Below are 19,424 nucleotides of genomic sequence, written 5' to 3' on the forward strand. Positions count from 1 at the left end.
CCTTAGTTCATTTCAATGGCAGACGCTGGCGTATCGTCTCCCCAAATGGAGTCGTACACAACATCTACAAGACTTGCCCGTGTCACAATGCCTTTTAAATGCCCTTTGGCATCGACAACCGGTACATATTTAATACCGCGTATTAAGATTTTCCGAACGGTGTCTCTGAGAAGTGCGCCTTCTTGTACAGTATAGAACTCTGTATTTAAGATCTCACCAACGAAAGCCGCTTTTCTGCGGTTCGCATCAATAGTTTCAATATCGATATAGCCTTTTAACACATCATGTTCATCTACTACAAGCAAGGAATCGACCCGCTTTTCTCTCATGATGTAGATGGCATCAGTCAACGTTTGTTCGACTGTAATGGTGACTGGTGACGTGTTCATCATTTGTTCTACACGTTCCATATTCGGATTTGATTGAAGCAGGCGTTCTTTTCCGATGAATTCTTCTACGAACTCGTTGGCTGGGTTACGTAAAATATCTTCTGGTGTGCCTACTTGAACAATCTCTCCATCTTTTAAAATCACAATTCGGTCAGCCAGTTTAATTGCTTCATCCATGTCATGTGTGACGAATACGATGGTTTTATTTAACGTTTTTTGCAGCTTCTTAAATTCTTCCTGCAATGTATCTCGTGTAATTGGATCAAGTGCACCAAATGGTTCGTCCATGAGGATCAGAGGGGGTTCTGCTGCTAGTGCGCGAAGAACTCCAATACGCTGCTGCTGTCCTCCACTAAGTTCATGAGGATAGCGCTCTAAAAATTCCGGGCCCATGTCGACGAGCTTCAGCAGTTCACGTGCTCGTTCCTTCCGTTTTTCTTCCGGCCATTTTAACAGCTTCGGCACAAGTGAGATGTTTTGCGCGATGGTCATATGGGGGAACAGTCCAATTTGCTGAATCACATAACCGATTTCTCTTCTTAATTGAACTGGATCTTTTTTCATGATATTTTCTCCCTCGATAAAAATGTTTCCTGAGGAAGGTTCGATGAGTCGGTTGATCATTTTCATGGTTGTGGTCTTACCACAGCCACTCGGTCCAATAAAACAAATAAATTCTCCTTTTGCTATGTCTAAATCAATATTTTTGACAGCTTTTTTTCCGCCTTTATACGTCTTAGATACATTCTCTAGTTTCAGCAAATGAGACACCTCCAATTAGTTGGATCTATATATTCAGAAAATTTACACCTTATTAATTATAGTGCAAACTTTATAAAATAAAAAGTTTATGATGTGTTTGTATTGCATAACATTTATATAAAATTTTCAGTTAACGCCGTAATATCTAGATATCTCTCCTTTTTCCTCCAAATTACTAGCAATTACTCAATATTTATTGTTTTCATCAACAAACAGGTATATGATATATTGTGTTACAAATTGTCAGTCGTGAAGGGATGAAGCGGGGAGTGGACAAGCAAGCGCTAGGCGCCATTCAAAAAGCACAGGATCATTATATTGAAAAAGCTGCAGAGAACATGAATGCCTTTGGTCTTTCTTCTACAGTGGGTAGAGTGCTTGGTATCATTCACATGAACCGTAAACCAATGACGCTGGAAGAGCTATCAGAGGCGACCGGCATGAGCAAAACGAGGATGAGTCAAGTCGTTCGAGAAATGCTCGATTTAAATATTGCGGAAAAGGTTTATGAAAAAGGAATACGTAAAGATCTTTATGACGTTGAGCAAGATCAATACCAAACGTTTATTTCATTGTTTGCAGCCAATTGGACACGTGTTGTCAGTAAAAACCGTAAAGCACATAAGAAAACGTGCAAGGAATTGCAAGAGCTGCTTGAACAGGAAGATTTACCAGAAGAAACAGAGGATAAAATCAATCTGCTTCTTTCAGAAATCAAGGAAAGTCTTGATTACTATGATTGGATTAGCCGCTTAATTGAGTTCTTTGAAAGTGAAGAAGTATTTAAGCATGTGCCGAAACCTTAAAAAAAGCTGTTTTATTTTACATCATTGTAGAAAAAAACAGCTTTTTTATATACACTTATGACATAAACATCGGAAACATCCCTTTTAAGCCTGCGCCGATCATTTCAACTGCCACTACAGCCAGAATTAATCCCATCAAACGCGTCACGACATTCATCTCTGTTTTCCCCATTTTTCGCATAATAAAACTTGAATAATGAAAGGCATAATACGTCATGGCAAGAACGATGACAATGCCGATTAGAATCGCAAACATGTGGAGCATCCCTTGACTTCCCGGGGTTAAACTCATCACTGTAGCGATTGTACCGGGACCAGCGATGATCGGAATGGCGAGCGGCGTAACGGAGATATCTGACTTCTCTTTGCTTTCTGCCTTTTCCTCCGAATGAGGATTTTGGACGTGTGATTCTTTTGCATTCAGCAAATTGTAAGCGATACCAAAAATAAAAATACCGCCAGCGATGCGGAGTGCATGAATATCAATTCCAAACAGTTTGAAAATGAGCCTGCCTGCCAATAGAAAGGCAATCAAAATAATAAAAGAGACCACGATGGCTTTTTTGGCTGTCTGGGAGCGCTCTTTCTCTGTATAGCCCTCTGTTAAGGTGATGAAAAGAGGTACGTTTCCTATGGGGTTTGATACAGCAAATAATGAGACGACAACATGAATCATAAAGGAAATCAACAGACACCCTCCTTTTTTCATAGTGTCTGCCATTCTGATGTGAATATTCCCTTGTGATGTTAAAACCTGTATATCTTTAACCGATGATAATAAGCAAAGCAAATAAGCAGACCGCTCAGGGTAAACCAACTGTAAAAAAAGACCCGAATGTTACTCATCACCCTCCCTCACAGTGGGTACAGGACCAATACGATTGGGGCGTGAAACAAGGGTATATTAAAGAATAGAAAGGATGAAAAAATGTGATACAGATTCGGCCATTATCTCATGATCAATCTCTCCCTATGGATCTTTTACTATTAGCTGATCCTTCAAAGGAAAAGGTTCTTGCTTATGTACAATCCGGCTCTTGTTATGCCGCCTTTCATGAACAGGAAGTGATTGGTGTCTATGTGCTATCATCGCTCTCTCAGCATTCAGTGGAAATCATGAATGTTGCTGTGATGGAGTCATGGCAAGGAAGGGGAATTGGGAAGCAGCTGATCCGCCATGCGATCGCTGAAGCGAAAGCCACTGGTTTTCATACGATTGAAATCGGCACAGGCAACTCGAGTATTCAGCAGCTCGCACTTTATCAAAAATGCGGCTTCCGTCTAACGTCGATCGATCGCGATTTCTTCCTTAAGCATTATGATGAACCAATTTATGAAAACGGGATTCAGTGTATGGATATGGTACGGCTGTCTCTCACATTTCAAGCAGACTGACTATTTGTTCAGCCTGCTTTTTTTATGCTCTTCGTTTCTTCATAGCATGAATCACATATTGAATGAAAAAGTAAAGCACAGCGCCGGCTAAAAAGCAGACAACGCATCCAAAAAGCGTCGCCTCAGAGCTGAATTGATACTCTTCAATTTTCATAATATAAAATGGCATACCAAACAGCGTTGGACTTGATTCGATATGATTGACCTCTAGCAGTAGTAAAAAGACAGGGGTCATAAACACAGCAAATATATACAGCATCGCAAGTGTTAAGCCGCTAGAAAACGAATGAAATACTTTGATCATCTCTTTCTCTCCTTCATCTCTTTTAAACTGACTGTGATATTTTTCCCGTCTGGGCAAGCTGGATGCAGCATCACAGTGTTCAGTAAAGAAAAAAACAGCAGTTGATGACTCACCGAATGCTTCCACGTTAATAAAAGCACAATTGAGCAGAGTACCGGAAACAGCGGACCTGCAAGTGCCACCATCAGATTAAAGCTCGGCCGGGCAAATGTCTCATGAATAATCGCCACATGCTTCCAATCAATCGTTACCACAAAATCAAAGAGCGGCCTTTTTTCGACTTTGTTACACACCATGATCATCAGCATATGACCGAGTTCATGAATGAGCACAACCGCTAGTAAACTAATGACAAGCCCCATCATCGCAATATCGGCCTTTTTAACATCACAGCATATATACAACTGAAAAAGGCAAGTGACCCAAGCAGATAAGCGGTGGCAAGAAGAAACATATGAGCTGACAGCCACTCTAATAAAAGCATATCGATGAAGCTGAATACAGCAATCATCATCACGATGACAAACAGTTTATTAAAATCACTGATTTTCACGACAAACCCCGTACAGGCTGCCATGACGGTCATGAATAAAATGGACAAACTCGCCAAGCCATGACCTTCACTTTCAATACCGATCACCAAATAAGCAAGGCCAATATACACAAAATAAATGAGTAAATTGATTGTGTAATAAAATAAAATTCTTGGCAATATATACGCACCCTTTGATGTATTTAACATAAAGATGGCCCGTTGATTGATATGATATTCTCTGCCAATCATCAGCGGAAGCATGATCAATATTTCCTTTAACGCAAACTGCACAATAAAGGCATACAGCCAGCCAGTTTCTTCCGTTGTAAAAACAAATGGCAGCCCAATCGTCAAACAAACGAGAAAGAGGAACAAAATGCCTTGTTCTTTAAAAACAGTTGATCGGATGAAATAGACCATTTCCTGCCGCACATGCGTCAGAAAGGAAGAGTACGTCCTAATTTTCTGGTAAGAAAATGACTTTACCTCTGTTTTCAGCTGCAAAAACATTTGATGAACATAGCAAGCTGCTAAGCCCTTTCCCCATAGCCAGCCAGAGCTTAGAAGAATTACCAGCAACGTCAGATAGACAGCCGGCCATACATGGATCATCTCCACTGCTTTTTGAAAAAGAAGATATATGAGTACTTGAAGTGCCGCAAAGCCGATTGTTTGTAGCAGTAAATGCTCCTTTGTTTTTGATACGAAATAACTTACACCGATCCTCATTAGCATCCATGAAGAGAGCGTATAAAGTGCCAATATGCCGCATGTGATGCAGACAACGATGATCCAATACAGAGATGGGGTGACACCTGTGATAAAAAGACCTAATACAATCGGTAAAAAAAGCAGTCCAGCCATGAGGAAGCAAAAAAGCACTGGAAAGAAATACGCACAAAGGACAAAGGGTACACTTTGTATGGCACTGTTCAAAAAGTAGAATTGATATTCTTGGCGCTTCAGTTTATTGCGGGATAACACAATCCCTGCTCCTAATAGTAAGAGCGACATTTTGACAAATTGGAGATATAGCGCAGCTGGCTCACTTTCACCTGCCTGCATGTAAAAGCGCAGGCTGATGACAACGTATATCGCATAGATTAGCAAGAGAAAAACGGCGGCTGCGAGCAGCTGCAAAGGATACTTTTTTCCAAGCTGCTTTCCTTTCGTTGTCAGCATGCCCCACTCTATTTTATGAAGAACGTGTCGTGTCCAAATCATTGAGTAACCTCTCCACCTGCATATAGTAATCTCGATTTACTTCTTTATAAATCTCTTCAAGTGCCTGATGAGGAAATGTCTCATTCGTTTCTTGGCGGGACATATTCAGCTTGACGTCACCATTTCTTAAGATCATGAGATGATCATATAATGTATCACCAAAACTCAAATGATGAGTTGAAATCAGGATGCCAGCGCCTTGATCTCTCAGCTTCATGAGCACCTTTTTTAAGATGATCATCATATCTGGATCAAGTCCGTTCGTTGGCTCGTCGAACACATAATAATCACATGGTCTGAGGAGCTGCGAAATGATCTGTGTTTTCTTTTGATTGCCATGGGACAGCTGAGCGATTGGCTGATCCATATACGGACTCAGCTCAAACAAATCGGTGAAGGTCTCTTCACGTGTGACATCTTGCTCATGTGGCAGCTGAAGTAATTGAAAGTATTCCCTCGGTGTTAAATAATCGAACAACGCATGATCGTCAGGAATATAGGAAACATGTTTTTTCAACAGGGAAATATGTGCTGAGGATTGAAGGTTCAGCTGTTCACCATGTAAGGAAACGTAGCCAGTAAATGGCGTCAGCCCAAACATAGCTTGAATCATCGTTGTCTTTCCTGCACCATTATGCCCTAAAAGAAGCATCATCTGGCCTTTCTCCACGTTCATTTGTATATGGCGGAGAGAGAAGGTGCGGCTATACGTTTTTTCTTGTAATTGTAATGTCAGCATCATATCCCTCCGTTTGTTTCAGATGGAACAGATGACCTTGCATCTGTTCTCATCCCTGTTAGAACCCGCATTGGATTTTAACGTACATGCCTAATAATTTGAACTCTCCTAAAAATTTGGAGCCCTGTCCAAAGGTCTTACATGCCCAAATCAATGCTCCAAGTGAAATAATGCCCAATATAGCGGCAAGGACATAAATCCAAAATGCGTTTTTCTGTACATTCTTAGAAGTTAGAATTCGTTGCTTCCTTTCATCATATGCCGCCAGTAGGTGGAGAATATACATATACACACCTACTGGAAAACGAAGGCTAAAAGGATTCAGCATCTCATCACCCCCTAATATATGTAAAATGATACCACCCCCTTACAGAAAGCATAAGTTCATTTCAGATCATATTTTTAGTCGTTTTTTCATGATCTATTGCTTATAAATGGTGGATCTTCTCACTTTCCCTCTGACTGAAGGATGACTTTTTACAAAAATAGGATGTGACTATTGAAACAGCTGCGGGATCTCATTCAACACAAAAAAACGCTGCGCCCACTCTTTTATAAGAGCGGAACGCAGCGCGTTGCTGGCATTATTTATTCAAGTTATAGAATGTTGCAATGCCATGATATTGTGCTGTTTCAGCCAATTGATCTTCGATGCGAAGTAATTGGTTGTATTTCGCCACACGGTCCGTACGAGACGGAGCACCTGTTTTGATTTGTCCAGCGTTTGTTGCAACAGCGATGTCTGCAATTGTGCTGTCTTCTGTTTCACCAGAGCGGTGAGAGATAACAGCTGTGTATCCAGCGCGTTTTGCCATTTCGATTGCATCAAATGTTTCAGTTAATGTACCGATTTGGTTTACTTTGATTAGGATTGAGTTACCAACGCCGTTTTTGATTCCTTCAGAAAGCTTCTTCGTGTTTGTCACAAACAAGTCATCTCCTACTAGCTGAACCTTGCTGCCAAGACGCTCAGTTAATAGTTTGTGACCTTCCCAGTCGTTTTCATCAAGGCCGTCTTCGATCGAGATGATTGGGTATTTCGATACCATATCTTCATACCAGTCAACCATTTCAGCAGATGTTTTCACAACACCTTCGCCTGATAAATGATATTTACCGTCTTCTTTGTTGTAGAACTCAGAAGATGCAGCATCCATTGCAAGTTTCACTTCTTCACCTGGTTTGAAACCAGCTTTTTCAATCGCTTCAACGATTGTTTGAAGTGCTTCTTCGTTAGAACCAAGGTTTGGAGCGAATCCACCTTCGTCACCTACAGCTGTGTTTAAGCCTTTTGCACTTAATACAGATTTCAGGCTATGGAAGATTTGTGCGCCCATGCGAAGTGCTTCACGGAAGTTAGGTGCACCTACAGGCATAATCATGAATTCTTGAATGTCTACGTTGTTATCCGCATGCTCTCCGCCGTTGACGATGTTCATCATTGGCACTGGAAGCGTTTTGGAGTTGAATCCACCAAGGTATTGGTAAAGTGGAATTTGTAAGAAATCAGCAGCAGCACGTGCTACAGCGATAGATACGCCAAGGATTGCGTTTGCGCCTAATTTCCCTTTGTTTTCTGTTCCGTCAAGTTCGATTAACATTTTGTCAATTGCTACTTGTTCAGTTACATCAAAGCCTAAAAGCTCTGGTGCAATGATTTCGTTTACGTTGTTTACAGCTGTCAGAACACCTTTTCCAAGGTAACGGTCTTTGTCTCCGTCACGTAGTTCTACTGCTTCATATTCACCAGTAGAGGCACCACTTGGTACTAGTGCACGGCCAAAGCCGCCAGATTCTGTGTAAACTTCTACTTCAACTGTTGGGTTACCGCGGGAGTCTAATACTTCGCGTGCATATACGTCAACAATGTATGGCATCGTTATTTCTCTCCTTTTGAATCAATTTGTTATTTCTGAATCAATGATGTTCCTGTCATCTCTTTTGGTTTTTCAAGACCAAGTAAGTCTAAAAGCGTTGGAGATAGATCGGCTAGAATGCCGCCTTCTCTAAGCGTTGCACCTTTTTTCGTTACGATGACTGGAACAGGGTTTGTCGTATGTGCAGTATGCGGCTTTCCTTCTTCAGTAATCAGCACGTCTGCGTTACCGTGGTCTGCCGTGATGATGGCATGTCCGCCTTTTGCTAGGATTGCGTCGACAACAGCTCCTAAGCATTCATCTACTGCTTCAATGGCTTTGATTGTTGGCTCAAGCATACCTGAATGACCAACCATATCCGGGTTAGCAAAGTTCAGGATGATCGCATCATGCTTGTCAGCATTGATGTCTGCAACAAGTGCATCCTTTACCTCATAAGCGCTCATTTCTGGCTTGAGGTCATAGGTTGCCACATCTGGCGAATTGATCAAGATGCGGTCTTCACCAGGAAATTCTTCTTCACGTCCACCGCTCATAAAGAACGTCACGTGAGGATATTTCTCTGTTTCAGCAATCCGCAGCTGTTTCAATCCATTTTGCGCTAGCACTTCTCCTACTGTGTTATCCAAATTCACTGGTTTGAAGGCAACATAGCCATCAACCGTTTCACTGAAGTGTGTGAAGCAGACGAAGTGTAAATGCTTCGGATGTGCTTCTCCGCGATCAAACGAGCGGAAATCTTCATTTGTGAAGGTGTTCGAAATTTGGATTGCACGGTCTGGGCGGAAGTTATAGAAAATCACAGAATCGCCGGCGTTTACTTTTGCAACTGGCTCACCATTTTCTCTCGTGATGACAGATGGAATAACGAATTCATCGTAGATTCCATTTTCATAGGAGTCATCAACGACATCATAGATGTTTTGATAACTTGGGCCTTCACCATACGCCATCGCGCGATATGCTTTCTCCACACGATCCCAGCGTTTGTCACGGTCCATTGAGTAATAGCGTCCAGAAAGTGTTGCCACTTCTCCGACACCGATTTCTTTGATTTGTTCTTCAAGCTGTTTTAAGTACACTTTGGCTGTCTTTTGACCAACATCACGTCCGTCCAAGAAGCCATGAATGTATACTTTTGTTAAGCCTTCTTTTTTCGCTAGTTTCAGCAAGGCAAAAAGATGCTGGATGTGGCTGTGCACACCGCCGTCTGACAGGAGACCGAATAAATGAAGGGCCTTGTCATTCTCTTTTGCATAAGTCATTGCCTCTAGGAACGTTTCGTTTTTCTCAAATTCCCCATCACGAATGGCAACATTCACTCTTGTTAAGCTTTGATACACAATGCGTCCTGCACCGATGTTCAAATGCCCAACTTCAGAGTTCCCCATTTGACCTTGTGGGAGGCCTACTGCCTCACCTGAAGCCGTTAAGGTTTGATGCGGGAATTCGTTCCAGTAGCGGTCGAAGTTCGGTTTCTTTGCTTGGGCAACAGCGTTACCAACTGTTTCGCCTCTTAAACCGAATCCATCTAAGATGATTAATGCAGCTGGTTTCTTACTCATATTGACCTTCCTCCAATAATTGAACGAAAGACTGAGGTTCTAAGCTTGCGCCGCCTACCAAAGCACCGTCAATATCGGATTCTGCCATATATTCTTTAATATTCGCAGGTTTCACGCTTCCGCCATATTGAATGCGAAGGCTGTCTGCCGCTTCTTGACCATATTCGCTTGCAACCGTTTGACGGATATGCGCACAAACGTCGTTTGCATCTTTCGCTGTAGAAGATTTCCCTGTACCGATCGCCCAGATTGGCTCATATGCAATAACAGATTCAGAAACTTGCTGAGTTGTTAAACCAGCTAGTGCTTTCTTCACTTGATCAGCGACAAGTTCATTTGTTTTGCCAGCTTCACGCTCTTCAAGCGTTTCACCTACACAGATAATTGGAACGATGCCATGCTTGAATGCAGCATGTGCTTTTTTGTTCACTGTTTCATCTGTTTCAGCGAAGAATTCACGGCGCTCTGAATGACCGATCACTGAGTAGCCAATGCCAAGATCTTTTAGCGCAGCAGGACTGATTTCACCAGTGAATGCACCATTTTCTTCAAAGTGCATGTTTTGTGCACCAATTTTAAGGTCTGTTCCGTTAGAAAGGCTGTTTAGCTTTTCAAGGAAAAGAGCTGGCGCACAGACAATTGCTTCCACTTTGTCAGGAGATGGAATGGATGACTTGACTTCTTCAACGAAGCTAACCGCTTCGCCAAGTGTTTTGTTCATTTTCCAGTTCCCAGCTATAATTGGTTTTCTCATGATTGACACTTCCTTATAGCAGTTTTGGTCTTATTTATCGTTTAATGCAGTAACACCTGGAAGCTCTTTGCCTTCCATAAATTCAAGTGAAGCGCCGCCGCCTGTAGAAATATGGCTCATCTGATCAGCCAGACCAAATTTCTCAACAGCTGCTGCTGAATCTCCACCGCCAATGACAGAATATGTATCTTTTGCTTCTGCCAGTGCTTCTGCGATTGCTTTTGTTCCTTTAGCGAATGCGTCGATTTCAAATACACCCATTGGTCCGTTCCAAACAACAAGCTTGCTGTTTTTAATAACATCAGCGTACTTGCCTATTGTCTCTGTTCCAATATCAAGTGCTTCTAGATCACTTGGAATTTCAGAGATTGGCACAATGCTTGTATTCGCATCATTTGAAAAGTCGTCGGCTACCAGAACATCTGTTGGAATCAGGAAGTTCACGCCTTTTTCTTTTGCACGGTCCATAAAGGATTTCGCTAAATCGACTTTGTCTTCTTCTAATAAAGATTTTCCTACTTCGTGGCCTAGTGCTTTCACAAATGTGTAAGCAAGTCCGCCGCCGATGATGAGGTTGTCCACTTTATCAAGAAGACTTTCAATCACACCGATTTTATCCTTTACTTTTGCGCCACCGATAATCGCTGTAAATGGGCGATCAGGGTTTGAAATGGCTTTTCCTAGAACCTCAAGCTCTTTTTGCATGAGGAAGCCAGAAACAGCCGGAAGATATGCTGCAATACCAGCAGTGGATGCATGTGCACGGTGTGCAGCACCGAATGCATCATTGACATACACATCGGCTAAATCAGCAAATGCTTTTGATAGTTCAGGATCGTTCTTTTCTTCACCAGGATAGAAACGAACGTTTTCAAGCACTAGCACATCTCCTTCTTTTAAGTCAGAGATTTGCTTTTTCACGTTGTCGCCGTAAGCTTCATCCGCTTTTTTCACTTCTTGTCCAAGAAGCTCTTGAAGACGTTTCGCTACAGGTGTCAGACGCAGTTCTTCAGTAACTTGACCCTTCGGACGACCCAAATGACTAGCTAGTAGTACCTTTGCGCCTTGTCCTGTTAAATACTCAATCGTTGGTAATGCTGCGCGAATACGAGTATCATCCGTCACTTTTCCGTCTTTCATTGGAACGTTAAAATCTACGCGGCAGAACACAACTTTACCTTTTACGTCAATGTCTTTTACTGATTTCTTATTCATGCTCGTCAGGAGATCCTCCTTTATTCTGGTTTCCTTACGCATTGGACAAGTCTCTCTTTATCCTTTTCCCATTTTGCCCTCATCAAAACGAGAAATCGTGCAGAACGGATAAAAACAGAGAAAAAGGGAAAGGGATGCTTCCCCTTCCCTTGTCCGTCTTCATTATATCGTGTCTATAGGAAAGAACCAAGTGAGTTCCTTCAGTGTGACAAATTAAAGACCTTGTTTTGCAATGTAAGCTGCAAGGTCAACAACGCGGTGAGAATATCCACTCTCGTTATCGTACCAAGAAATGACTTTCACCATGCTGCCTTCCATTACCATTGTAGAAAGAGCATCAATTGTTGAAGAGTTTGCATTACCATTGTAGTCACCAGATACTAATGGCTCTTCGCTGTAGCCAAGGATTCCATTAAGTTCTCCTTCAGCTGCTTCTTTAAGTGCTGCATTTACATCTTCAACAGTTACATCTTGGTTTAATTCAGCCACAAGGTCAACTAAAGAAACGTTAGGTGTTGGAACACGCATAGCGCCACCGTTTAATTTACCTTTAAGTTCAGGCAATACAAGTGAAACAGCTTTCGCAGCACCTGTAGAAGTTGGGATGATATTTTCCGCAGCTGCACGAGCACGACGGTAGTCTTTGTGCGGAAGATCAAGAATTTGTTGGTCATTTGTGTATGAGTGAACAGTTGTCATCATTCCGCGTTTGATACCAAATTTATCGTTAAGTACTTTTGCAAATGGAGCTAAGCAGTTTGTTGTACAAGATGCATTAGAGATGACATCGTGGCTAGCTGCATCGTATTTGTCTTCGTTTACACCCATAACGATTGTGATATCTTCTTCGTTAGCAGGAGCAGAGATGATGACTTTTTTAGCACCAGCTTCTAAGTGTTTTGCAGCGTCTGCACGTTTTGTGAAGAATCCAGTAGATTCAACAACGATTTCTACGCCTTGTTTACCCCAGCTTAATTTCGCAGGGTCACGCTCAGCTGATACTTCGATTGTTTTACCGTTCACTACTAAGTTCGTACCGTCTACAGAAACCTCTGCATCTAGTTTTCCGTGAACAGAGTCATATTGTAAAAGGTGTGCAAGCATGTTAGCGTCTGTTAGATCGTTAACCGCTACTACCTCAACTTCAGGATTGTTTAATGCTGCACGAAATACGTTACGTCCAATACGTCCAAATCCGTTAATACCGACTTTTACTGCCATGATGTTTCCTCCTTTTATAGGTCACAATGTTTTATATTGAGGGATCAATTGACTCCCTTAATAACTCTTTTGCGGCTCCTTCGTCTGTGACGAGAACCGTTCGGCGGGGTTTTTTGAAATAAGCTTCAATGGCCCCTGCCTTTGATGATCCACCTGCAACAGCAATGATGTGTGGAATGCTTTCTAAATCATCTAGCTGCATGCCGACGGAGTGCACTTTGTGGACGACCTCACCATCACGATTAAAGTAATAGCCAAAGGCCTCTGTCACTGCGTCATGCTCATCAATCTTTTTTAAATCTTCAGCTGGTGTGTTTCGTCTCATCGCCATTGTTTTTGCTTCACCGATTCCATGAATGAGCATCGTGGAAGATTTGATCGTTTGAAGCACTTCTTTGACTGACGGCTCTTCAATAATGGAAGAGTAAGCACCTTCTGACAGCTGTCCTGGAACAAACAGCAGTTTGTAAGTACCGGAAGCTTTTTCAGCCATGTGGGCACAAATGGTGTTTGCCTGATTTTTTACATTCTCCCCAAGACCGCCTCTCGCAGGGACAAACATCATGTCTCTGTTTTTGGCATCAGGGGTCATCATTTCGGCAACGGCTTCCATCGTCGTTCCGCCAGTGACGGCGACGATATTATTTCCAGTAAACCTTTTTTTCATACATTGGACAGCAGCTCTTCCCATCTCTTGCTTCACCCACGGGAATTCGTCACTGTCACCAGAAACGATCACGACTTCTTCTAGGCCTAACTTCCTCTTCAATGTATTTTCCAAAAAGGTTAAACCTAAAACGTCTTTCATCATTCCTTCAAGCATTTCAAGCAAAGCGTGGCCTTCACTCGTCAGCATCATGCCGCTCGTTTTGACATCCAGCAGATTTTGTTCTTTTAAAAACTGAACTTCAGCTCTTAAGATGCGCTCACTGAGACCAAGACTCGTCGCAAGACTTCTGCGGCCGATTGGTTCAGCTAATCTGATGTACTGCAAAATGTCGTAGCGTTTTTGCATAACGATGAGAAGATCTGGCAATAATTTTTTTTGAGCTTCCAATAAACGATTCATGGCTAACGACCCTTTCTTTTCACGTTGGACTAAAAACGTCCCACTGTGACAAAAAACGTCCCGCCACAGCCAAAAAAAATCAATCCCTGCTTTCTTTAATTATTTTAACAGGATCATCTTGCATTTTCAACTATTACAAACACATTTAGACAAAAAATAGACACATTTTCACCCATAGCCTGCTTGTCATCTAGGTTCTTGCTATGATTTTTCTTTTCGAAATATTTTATTTTCTTCTATATTGAATGAATTCATCAATGAAAGTGTGCATGCGTAAGAGGTCTGCATACACACTTTTTTGATATAGTCGTCTTTTATGTTTTTGGGATTCCTTCCTCTTCGGCGAAACGCTTTGCCTCTTCCTTCGGTTTGATTTTGAGATAATAAATGATGTAGCAGGCAGCCATGAACGGGATTCCGCAATAAAGACCGATCCGCTGATCCTCGATAAAAAATAAGCTAATGAGCACGATGCCAAATGCGATGAAGCCTGCTAGTGGGACAAATGGATAGAGCGGTGTACGGAAGACGAGATCCTTTACATCTCCCCCGTCTTTTATGAATTGTTTTCTAAAGAAATATTGAGACAAACAAATGGACATCCACACCACAACAAGAACCATTCCAGAAATCGAAATAAGCCACACATACACCGTTTTTGGTGCCACAATACTTGTGAGCAGAGATAGAGCGGATACACCCATTGTCATCAATAATGCATTGATCGGGATTTTACGCTTGGACAGCTTTTTCGTAAAGGCAGGTCCTTTCCCGTCCTTTGAAAGCGACCAGAGCATACGTGATGATGCATATAATCCAGAGTTTGCTACAGACAAGACAGCTGTGATGATAATAAAATTCATGATATCTGCAGCATATGGGATGCCGACCTTGTCCAGCACGACCACAAACGGACTGTCGACAGCGCCTGCTGTCTGCCATGGAAGAAGTGCGGCTAGAACCGCAATTGATAAAACGAAAAAGACCATCGTTCTCCAAATAATATTCCGTATTGATCGAGGCAATGTTTTTTCAGGGCTTTCACTCTCACCTGCTGCGATCCCTACAAGTTCTGTTCCTTGGAAGGAGAAATTGACCGTGACCATGGTTAATAAAATAGCAAAAACACCATTAGGAAATAGTCCGCCATGATCCGTCAAATGACGAAATAAAGGGGCTGGTTCTCCGCCTTTTAAATGAATCATTCCGAAAATTGCGCCAATTCCGATGATAATAAACAATAGGATGGCCGCAACCTTGATGGCTGAAAACCAAAACTCCGTTTCAGCGAAGCTGCGAGCAGAGATGGCATTCACGGCAAATAATATCACGCTAAATGCTAGACACCAGAGCCAAACCGGAATATCTGGAAACCACCTTTGGAGCAATATGCCTGCTGATGTAAACTCCAGACCAATCGTACACGCCCAGCTAAACCAATACAGCCAGCCGATCATAAAGCCTGTGGACGGGCCTATATATTTGGTTGCATATTCCTGAAAGGAACCGGCTGTTGGCATCGCCACTGCTAATTCTCCAAGACAGAGCATGACCAAATACATTAAAAATCCGCCAATGATAAACGATAGAATGGCTCCCCCCGGTCCTGCCTGATGGATAATCAACCCTGACCCAAGGAAAAGCCCTGTACCGATGACGCCGCCTAAGGCAATCATAAAGAGATGTCTGCTTTTCATGGAACGCTCTAGTTCATTATGCTGTTCTTGCATCAAATCCACTTCCCCACTTTCCCTCTTCTATTCAGCATCCTTTGACAAAATTCGCTGTTCGTTGAAAAAGAAAGGGAGAAAGTGAAGCTTCCTCCCCCTTTGCCATTTAAGCTTGAAACAGTGCTTCAATATGACCAATCGCCCAGTCTAAATCTGCTTTTGAAATGGTCAGTGGTGGTGCAAAACGGATGACTGTTTCATGAGTTTCCTTACATAACAAACCTGCTTGCTTCAGCTTTTCACAATAAGGTCTAGCTGCCTCTGTCAGCTCCATTCCTATAAATAGTCCGCGGCCGCGCACTTCTTTAATCACAGGACTTTGAATGTGTGCCAATTTGTCTTTGAAGTATTCACCAAGCTCCATAGAGCGTGCTGCAAGCTTTTCGTCGATTAAAACATCCAGTGCAGCAAGCGACACTGCACACGCAAGAGGATTTCCTCCAAAGGTAGACCCATGAGAACCAGGGTTAAACACGCCTAAAATATCGCGGTTTGCTACAACACACGAGATTGGGAATACTCCGCCGCCTAAAGCTTTCCCAAGAATCAGCATATCTGGCTCAATGTCTTCCCAATCACACGCAAACATCTTACCTGTTCGTGCTAACCCCACTTGAATCTCATCCGCAATGAACAGCACATTTTCTTGCTCACAAAGCGTTTTGGCTTCTTTCAAGAAGCCTTCTGGCGGCATGACAATCCCAGCTTCTCCTTGAATCGGCTCAATGAGGAAAGCCGCTGTCTGTGGTGTGATCGCTTCACGTAACGCTTCAATATCTCCGTAAGGAATTAGCTTAATTCCAGGAAGCATTGGGCCGAAACCTCTTTGGTATTCTGCTTCTGAGGAAAGAGATACAGCCGTCATCGTCCTCCCATGGAAATTGCCAACACACGCAATGATTTCTGCACGATTCTCTTCGATTCCTTTCACATCATAGCCCCAGCGTCTCGCTGCTTTTACAGCGGTTTCTACAGCCTCAGCACCTGTATTCATTGGCAGTGCCATGTCTTTATTCGTCAGTTTGCAAATTTTTTCATACCAAGGACCAAGCTGATCATTATGAAAGGCTCTCGAGGTGAGCGTCACGCGGTCTGCCTGTTTTTTGAGCGCTTCAATAATGCGGGGATGGCGATGTCCTTGGTTCACTGCGGAATACGCACTCAGCATATCCATATATCGATTGCCTTCAGGGTCTGTCACCCACACTCCCTCAGCCTCTGAAATGACAATTGGCAGCGGATGATAGTTTGCCGCTCCATATTGCTCTGTTTGTTGAATCAATTCATTTGTCTGTGTCGTCATCATCTATTCCTCCTTCTGTAAGGTAGCTTCTTTCAATTGGGTTCATCTTCATCCATATGTTATGCAAGGATCGTGCCAACTTTCTGACCGCTTGATCATGGGGTCTACTTCATTAATTACGCAAAGTTTCTTTGCATACGCCAAATTTTTTAGAGGAAACCGCAAAATTTTTCATGTAAAATAGAGGTAACGTCAGGAGGTGGCGCAATTGAAAAAAGATCTGCATGCCGCAAAGCTTGAAAATGAGATTGATTTATATAAACAAATGCTCGATTTAATTGATGTCGGTGTTCATGCTATTGATGAGAATGGACATACGGTTGTTTATAATAAAAAAATGATGGAGATCGAGTCTTTAAAACGCTCAGATGTTCTCCATAAAAATGTACTCGATTTCTTCGCCTTTCAAGATGAGATGCACAGTACACTTGTCCAAGCGCTGCGTACCGGGAAACAAACCGTACATGCCAAGCAGACGTATCATAATTACAACGGAAAAGAAATCACAACGATTAACCATACATACCCACTCGTTCGAGATGGTCTCATTCAAGGGGCAGTTGAAATTTCGAATGATGTGACCAAGCTGGAACGGCTGATTCATCACAATATGAAGAAAAAAGGAAGCACCCGCTTTACCTTCGATTCTATTATTGGACAAAGCCCTGCCTTTTTAGAGGTGATTGAGCATGCGAAACGAGCGACACGCACCTCTTCCTATGTGCTCATTGTTGGCGAAACTGGGACTGGGAAAGAGCTGTTTGCTCAAAGCATTCATAACGGCAGCAGCCGGTCATCTGGACCTTTTATTACTCAAAATTGTGCGGCACTGCCTGATAATTTGATTGAAAGCCTGCTCTTTGGTACACAAAAAGGGGCTTTTACGGGAGCAGCTGATCAGCCTGGCTTATTTGAGCAGGCGCAAGGAGGAACCTTGCTTTTAGATGAGATCAACTCACTAAATCCTCATCTTCAAGCAAAACTATTGCGCGTCTTACAGGAGAAACGTGTGAGAAGGCTAGGAAGCACAAAGGAAATTGCTGTTGATGTAAGAGTGATTGCCAATATGAATGAGGACCCTGTGGATGCAATCGCAGGTGGACGCATGCGCAAGGATTTATTTTATCGTCTCGGTATTGTCACCTTATTTATTCCGCCGCTTTCTGAACGAAAAGAGGACATTCCTACGTTTGTGAATCATTTTATTCAAAAATATAATGAGCTGTTTCAAATGAAGGTGAAGACGGCTGATGAAGAGGTACTTGCCCTTTTTAAGGCGTATCATTGGCCAGGCAATGTAAGAGAACTTGAGCATGTGATTGAGGCGGGGATGAATATGATGATGGGTGAAGACGACTTAAGCATGCATCACCTTCCCTATCATTTTAGATTTAAGCACGGGGAAGCCCGTCCTAAGGCGCAATTGCAAACAAATTCTTTGCAGCAAACCGCAGCTGCTGACACCTTTGTGTATACAAGCCCTGAACAGACGACTGATTTCCAAACCCAAATGGAGCGGTTCGAAAAGCAATACATCGTCCATTACTTAGAAAAAATGGACGATAATATTTCACAGACTGCAAAGTTATTGGGCATGAGCAGGCAAAGTCTGCAATATCGAATGAAAAAGCTACATATTTCTCTTCAATAATAGAGCTGTGCCATCATCCGGCACAGCTTATTGTGTATCTGACTGTTCTGCTGGTTTTTGCAGCACATCACCGAGCAGATTTTCTACATTTTTCAAATGCGTAAGCATCGCTTTCTCTGCTTCTTCTGGCTGCCTTGCAACGATGGCTTTGTAAATTTGTTCATGTTCTTCGTAAAGCTTCCGAATGGAGGCTTTCGTTGAGAATAACACGACTTTTCTCGTTTCCCGCATCGTTTCTACTAACAAGGATGAGACTTGATTCATTAACACCTTTAATACATCATTCTTCGAGGCTTTGGCTAAGGCGAGATGGAAGGTAAGATCTGCCTCTTCACCAATTTCTTCATGGGCTTCTGCCAGCTTCATTTGTTCGAGTGCATCACGCAGCTGATGTAGGTCATCGTCCGTCCGAAGCAGCGCCGCCTTTTTGACAGCACCTGTTTCAATAATGGTTCTCACTTCAAGGAGCTGCCTGACATCATGCTGCTTCATTAAAAATGCAGGAGATAAAGAAAATGCGAGCTGTTCAGGATCGAACTGCTTCACATATGTGCCTTCCCCTTGTTTCATCTCTATTAATCCGATCGCTTTGAGAGCAGACAGCGCCTCTCTCACAGCGGAACGGCTGACTTGAAAGCTTTCTGAGAGCGATTGAACCGAATCTAATTTTTCTCCCGGAAGAAGCTCACCAGTGCGAATCGATTCGATTAATGCATCCGCAATTTCTTCATATATTTTTTTGGTTTTGATTTGTTTATATTTCAATTGGTCTCACCTCATCACTGTTGTCTACCCTTTTCGGCTCATGCCCTATCTTATACTTTACCCCAAAATTTCCGTTCACACGTCTCCCCGATTTAATTTTCAAAAAATCTTCTGTATGCC

The 19,424-nt window shown here is 42.6% G+C and carries 19 protein-coding genes; 3 read left to right on the forward strand and 16 right to left on the reverse strand.

The window, feature by feature from the left end; translation table 11 throughout:
- Positions 1-2 precede the first annotated feature (2 nt).
- Complete coding sequence (locus QRN39_RS12335; protein ID WP_003212926.1) at positions 3-1,151, reverse strand: betaine/proline/choline family ABC transporter ATP-binding protein; 1,149 nt, start codon at positions 1,149-1,151, stop codon at positions 3-5.
- 269 nt (positions 1,152-1,420) lie between these two features.
- Between QRN39_RS12335 and QRN39_RS12340 the strand changes: the two genes are divergently transcribed.
- Positions 1,421-1,957, forward strand: coding sequence for a GbsR/MarR family transcriptional regulator (locus QRN39_RS12340; protein ID WP_012011291.1), 537 nt, complete (start codon positions 1,421-1,423; stop codon positions 1,955-1,957).
- Between the two features lie 55 nt (positions 1,958-2,012).
- On the opposite strand, the gene QRN39_RS12345 is transcribed toward QRN39_RS12340, so the two are convergent.
- Complete coding sequence (locus tag QRN39_RS12345) at positions 2,013-2,645, reverse strand: MarC family protein (protein WP_212045550.1); 633 nt, start codon at positions 2,643-2,645, stop codon at positions 2,013-2,015.
- 242 nt (positions 2,646-2,887) lie between these two features.
- On the opposite strand from QRN39_RS12345, the gene QRN39_RS12350 reads away from it, so the two are divergent.
- Complete coding sequence (locus QRN39_RS12350; RefSeq protein WP_284907342.1) at positions 2,888-3,352, forward strand: GNAT family N-acetyltransferase; 465 nt, start codon at positions 2,888-2,890, stop codon at positions 3,350-3,352.
- A 22-nt stretch (positions 3,353-3,374) separates the two neighbouring features.
- Here the strand turns inward: QRN39_RS12350 and QRN39_RS12355 are convergent, their stop codons facing one another.
- The 13 genes from QRN39_RS12355 to QRN39_RS12415 form a co-directional block, all read right to left on the reverse strand.
- Positions 3,375-3,656: a hypothetical protein gene (locus tag QRN39_RS12355; RefSeq protein ID WP_003213050.1), complete on the reverse strand. Its 282-nt coding sequence runs from the start codon at positions 3,654-3,656 to the stop codon at positions 3,375-3,377.
- Positions 3,653-4,021, reverse strand: coding sequence for a zinc metalloprotease (locus tag QRN39_RS12360; protein ID WP_003213453.1), 369 nt, complete (start codon positions 4,019-4,021; stop codon positions 3,653-3,655). Before QRN39_RS12360 ends, QRN39_RS12355 begins: the two co-directional genes overlap by 4 nt.
- The gene (locus QRN39_RS12365) at positions 4,018-5,415 is read right to left on the reverse strand and encodes a hypothetical protein (RefSeq protein WP_284907343.1); all 1,398 of its coding nucleotides are present in this window, start codon (positions 5,413-5,415) and stop codon (positions 4,018-4,020) included. Before QRN39_RS12365 ends, QRN39_RS12360 begins: the two co-directional genes overlap by 4 nt.
- On the reverse strand, positions 5,387-6,154 hold the full coding sequence (locus QRN39_RS12370) for an ATP-binding cassette domain-containing protein (RefSeq protein ID WP_034620132.1): 768 nt from the start codon (positions 6,152-6,154) through the stop codon (positions 5,387-5,389). Before QRN39_RS12370 ends, QRN39_RS12365 begins: the two co-directional genes overlap by 29 nt.
- Before the next feature lie 58 nt (positions 6,155-6,212).
- On the reverse strand, positions 6,213-6,482 hold the full coding sequence (locus QRN39_RS12375) for a hypothetical protein (RefSeq protein ID WP_034620133.1): 270 nt from the start codon (positions 6,480-6,482) through the stop codon (positions 6,213-6,215).
- A 256-nt stretch (positions 6,483-6,738) separates the two neighbouring features.
- Complete coding sequence (gene eno / locus QRN39_RS12380) at positions 6,739-8,031, reverse strand: phosphopyruvate hydratase (RefSeq protein WP_003212752.1); 1,293 nt, start codon at positions 8,029-8,031, stop codon at positions 6,739-6,741.
- A 29-nt stretch (positions 8,032-8,060) separates the two neighbouring features.
- The gene (gpmI, locus tag QRN39_RS12385) at positions 8,061-9,596 is read right to left on the reverse strand and encodes a 2,3-bisphosphoglycerate-independent phosphoglycerate mutase (protein ID WP_284907344.1); all 1,536 of its coding nucleotides are present in this window, start codon (positions 9,594-9,596) and stop codon (positions 8,061-8,063) included.
- Positions 9,589-10,350: a triose-phosphate isomerase gene (gene tpiA / locus QRN39_RS12390; RefSeq protein WP_106029339.1), complete on the reverse strand. Its 762-nt coding sequence runs from the start codon at positions 10,348-10,350 to the stop codon at positions 9,589-9,591. Before tpiA ends, gpmI begins: the two co-directional genes overlap by 8 nt.
- Before the next feature lie 30 nt (positions 10,351-10,380).
- Positions 10,381-11,565, reverse strand: coding sequence for a phosphoglycerate kinase (locus QRN39_RS12395; RefSeq protein ID WP_003213359.1), 1,185 nt, complete (start codon positions 11,563-11,565; stop codon positions 10,381-10,383).
- Between the two features lie 213 nt (positions 11,566-11,778).
- On the reverse strand, positions 11,779-12,786 hold the full coding sequence (gene gap, locus QRN39_RS12400; protein ID WP_003212811.1) for a type I glyceraldehyde-3-phosphate dehydrogenase: 1,008 nt from the start codon (positions 12,784-12,786) through the stop codon (positions 11,779-11,781).
- A 31-nt stretch (positions 12,787-12,817) separates the two neighbouring features.
- Positions 12,818-13,855 (reverse strand): sugar-binding transcriptional regulator, encoded by a 1,038-nt coding sequence (locus QRN39_RS12405; RefSeq protein ID WP_284907346.1) that lies wholly within the window; start codon positions 13,853-13,855, stop codon positions 12,818-12,820.
- 314 nt (positions 13,856-14,169) lie between these two features.
- Positions 14,170-15,585 carry an amino acid permease gene (locus QRN39_RS12410; RefSeq protein WP_212045553.1) on the reverse strand — a complete coding sequence of 472 codons (1,416 nt, stop codon included), beginning with the start codon at positions 15,583-15,585 and terminating at the stop codon, positions 14,170-14,172.
- Between the two features lie 106 nt (positions 15,586-15,691).
- A complete protein-coding gene (locus QRN39_RS12415; protein ID WP_373466125.1) occupies positions 15,692-16,891 on the reverse strand; it encodes an ornithine--oxo-acid transaminase in 1,200 nt (399 codons plus the stop codon).
- Between the two features lie 205 nt (positions 16,892-17,096).
- Between QRN39_RS12415 and QRN39_RS12420 the strand changes: the two genes are divergently transcribed.
- Positions 17,097-18,539 carry a sigma-54 interaction domain-containing protein gene (locus QRN39_RS12420; protein ID WP_284907347.1) on the forward strand — a complete coding sequence of 481 codons (1,443 nt, stop codon included), beginning with the start codon at positions 17,097-17,099 and terminating at the stop codon, positions 18,537-18,539.
- Positions 18,540-18,566: 27 nt separating this feature from the next.
- Here QRN39_RS12420 and QRN39_RS12425 read toward each other — a convergent pair whose 3' ends face one another.
- On the reverse strand, positions 18,567-19,304 hold the full coding sequence (locus QRN39_RS12425; RefSeq protein WP_003213412.1) for a FadR/GntR family transcriptional regulator: 738 nt from the start codon (positions 19,302-19,304) through the stop codon (positions 18,567-18,569).
- Between the last annotated feature and the right edge of the window lie 120 nt (positions 19,305-19,424).

It is taken from the genome of Bacillus sp. lyk4-R2A-2 (assembly GCF_030209735.1).
Taxonomy (GTDB): Bacteria; Bacillota; Bacilli; order Bacillales; family Bacillaceae; genus Bacillus; species Bacillus pumilus.

Coding starts and splice junctions, on each gene's coding strand:
- QRN39_RS12355 (WP_003213050.1), bottom strand. CDS start 3,656: ATGATCAAAGTATTTCATTCGTTTTCTAGCGGCTTAACACTTGCGATG.
- QRN39_RS12360 (WP_003213453.1), bottom strand. CDS start 4,021: ATGATGGGGCTTGTCATTAGTTTACTAGCGGTTGTGCTCATTCATGAA.
- QRN39_RS12365 (WP_284907343.1), bottom strand. CDS start 5,415: ATGATTTGGACACGACACGTTCTTCATAAAATAGAGTGGGGCATGCTG.
- QRN39_RS12370 (WP_034620132.1), bottom strand. CDS start 6,154: ATGCTGACATTACAATTACAAGAAAAAACGTATAGCCGCACCTTCTCT.
- QRN39_RS12375 (WP_034620133.1), bottom strand. CDS start 6,482: ATGCTGAATCCTTTTAGCCTTCGTTTTCCAGTAGGTGTGTATATGTAT.
- eno (WP_003212752.1), bottom strand. CDS start 8,031: ATGCCATACATTGTTGACGTATATGCACGCGAAGTATTAGACTCCCGC.
- gpmI (WP_284907344.1), bottom strand. CDS start 9,596: ATGAGTAAGAAACCAGCTGCATTAATCATCTTAGATGGATTCGGTTTA.
- tpiA (WP_106029339.1), bottom strand. CDS start 10,350: ATGAGAAAACCAATTATAGCTGGGAACTGGAAAATGAACAAAACACTT.
- QRN39_RS12395 (WP_003213359.1), bottom strand. CDS start 11,565: ATGAATAAGAAATCAGTAAAAGACATTGACGTAAAAGGTAAAGTTGTG.
- gap (WP_003212811.1), bottom strand. CDS start 12,786: ATGGCAGTAAAAGTCGGTATTAACGGATTTGGACGTATTGGACGTAAC.
- QRN39_RS12405 (WP_284907346.1), bottom strand. CDS start 13,855: ATGAATCGTTTATTGGAAGCTCAAAAAAAATTATTGCCAGATCTTCTC.
- QRN39_RS12410 (WP_212045553.1), bottom strand. CDS start 15,585: ATGCAAGAACAGCATAATGAACTAGAGCGTTCCATGAAAAGCAGACAT.
- QRN39_RS12415 (WP_373466125.1), bottom strand. CDS start 16,891: ATGATGACGACACAGACAAATGAATTGATTCAACAAACAGAGCAATAT.